This is a genomic window from Bradyrhizobium sp. Arg816 (genome assembly GCF_029989365.1).
Taxonomy (GTDB): domain Bacteria; phylum Pseudomonadota; class Alphaproteobacteria; order Rhizobiales; family Xanthobacteraceae; genus Bradyrhizobium.
On the sequence record NZ_JAPRAQ010000067.1, the window covers coordinates 1 to 2,017 of the forward strand.

General features: G+C 59.5%; 1 pseudogene. It reads right to left on the reverse strand.

The window, feature by feature from the left end:
- Positions 1 to 1,173: 1,173 nt before the first annotated feature.
- Positions 1,174 to 2,017, reverse strand: a pseudogene (locus OWC48_RS45795) (IS5/IS1182 family transposase); the annotation flags it as partial.

The following is a 2,017-nucleotide window of genomic DNA, read 5'->3' on the forward strand; positions in this document are numbered from 1 at the left end:
TTCGTCCGCACAGCGGGATCGGCAACCTGCCGCCATCAACTTACGCCAGGCTAACAGCGTCCGACATGCAACGGGACGGGACGCTGCGCTGTGTCGAGGGCTCCGCGCCCCGTCCCGTTGCATCACCTAGCCACACAGGCTCAAATGACCAAAGGATTCTGCCCATCGCTGGATGACCTTTGGGGCTCAGGTCAGATCCACGACGTTACTCGCCCAGAAGTCTCACGCGCCACGCGAGTCGCTGGCGCACTAGTGCGCAGGATGAGGGCCGTCCTTCAAGAGTTGCGTGGCAAGCCGATTGCTGGGACAAGGAAGGAAATAGCTGCCTCTCACGCGGTCTTATGATGAGTCGTAGCCGCGGCGATCAACGTCGCAATCGCGGTAGATTCATCGAGCCTAAGCAGATGAATTCACCTTCCAGCAAGCAATGGGCTGGGAACCGCTATGAACTTCACGCCATGGACAGCTGTAGAACCGGTTCGCGCCCTCTCGGTCTTTTGAAGACGTCTGCCACGTCGGCACTCGCCCATGGACCGTAGCCCCAGTGTCAATCAACGGCGATGCGAGATGCGGCGCCTTGATGAGATAGACATGGCATTGCACGAGTTTGTAAGAGCAGTCATTCGAGCGCGGGACGCCACCAAATCTTACAGGCTGACAGCCCCTTAGCCGCTCTAGTATGGATGTGGGGTTTGTCAACTGAGGAGCGTGCTTGGTACAGGTCCGCTTCTCCAGCATGGATCGTCATTATTGGCAGGAACTGTCATGGCAATTGGTTTGCGCGCGCGCAGAATGGGATCTTTGGTGGTCTGTTCGTGAGCCGCGCTCAGGCGTTCAAATGTCCCCTGTTCCAGAACGGTTATCATCCGGAATCAATCGTAGAGGTGTCGAGTGAAATCGAACTCGACATTTCCGCTCCTGCGTAGATTGGCGCCACGGGCTGGTGTCATCTATGCGTTTCCGAATTGAGAAGGTGAAACGGACGAGCTTCGCTACAGGACCTGCCACAATAAAGACGTGACTGGGGTGATTGCGCTCACGCCAACAATAAGCTTTTGATCATCGTGGTACCGCGAAAAACATGTATTTCCGGCTGTCGCTGGGATGACGCCGCCTTGGGGAGAGTTCCAGCCGCGACATGGTCGTCCGTGAAGAAGGCGGGAGAGCGCTGATTTAAGCGATCTTTTGGGCAGGGACAGTTTCGGTGAACGCCCGGATAATGGCACGCAAGAGTTCTGCGAGCCACCGCAGGAGCAGGCCGAAGTTGTAGCCGGCGGCGGCGAGGACGGCGTTGATGCGGTCGCCGACGCGGCCTTTGAGATAGTTGCGGTCCATGCTGTGCTCGGCCTTGACGTGGCCGATGACGGGCTCGACAGCCGCGCGACGCTTCGTCTCGCGACGGATGGGAGCTGTGACGCGGCGGACCTGACCCGAGATCCAGACCCTGAACCGATGCGGGTGGTTGTGACCGCGATATCCTTTGTCGACGTGGATACGGCGAGCCTCCACCCGGTGAGCTTCTCCATGTCGGCGATTACGGGACCGAGCGTGTGCCCATCGAAGGGATTGCCATGCAGGGCCTTAGCATGGATCACGAACTGGCCACCCTTCGGAGACGTCACAGGGGTGGCGATGCCGACCTTGCAGCCGAACTCGTAGGGCGCGCGGGCTTTACCCTTGCCGATGCACTCAACCTCTGGAGCATGTAACGCATAGACCTTCGGACCGCGCTGATGCTGATCCTGGCTGCGCACCTGCTGCGCTAAACCGAGCAACGGGTCGAAGCGAGCTTCAAGCACCGTATCGCCATCAATCTTGCGGCGGATGTCGCGGATAATCCGACCAAGACGTGTCCGCAGGAACTTGAGCTGCCGCCGCGCGCGTTTGAACTGGTGGGCGTGGCTATAGCGGCCGGTCATGATGGCGGCGCGCTTGGCCAGGCGCAGATAGCTCTGGCGCAGCGGCACGTGGTTTCGCTTGGCGAGCCCGACGAGCTTGGTGAGTGCCCTATGCATCA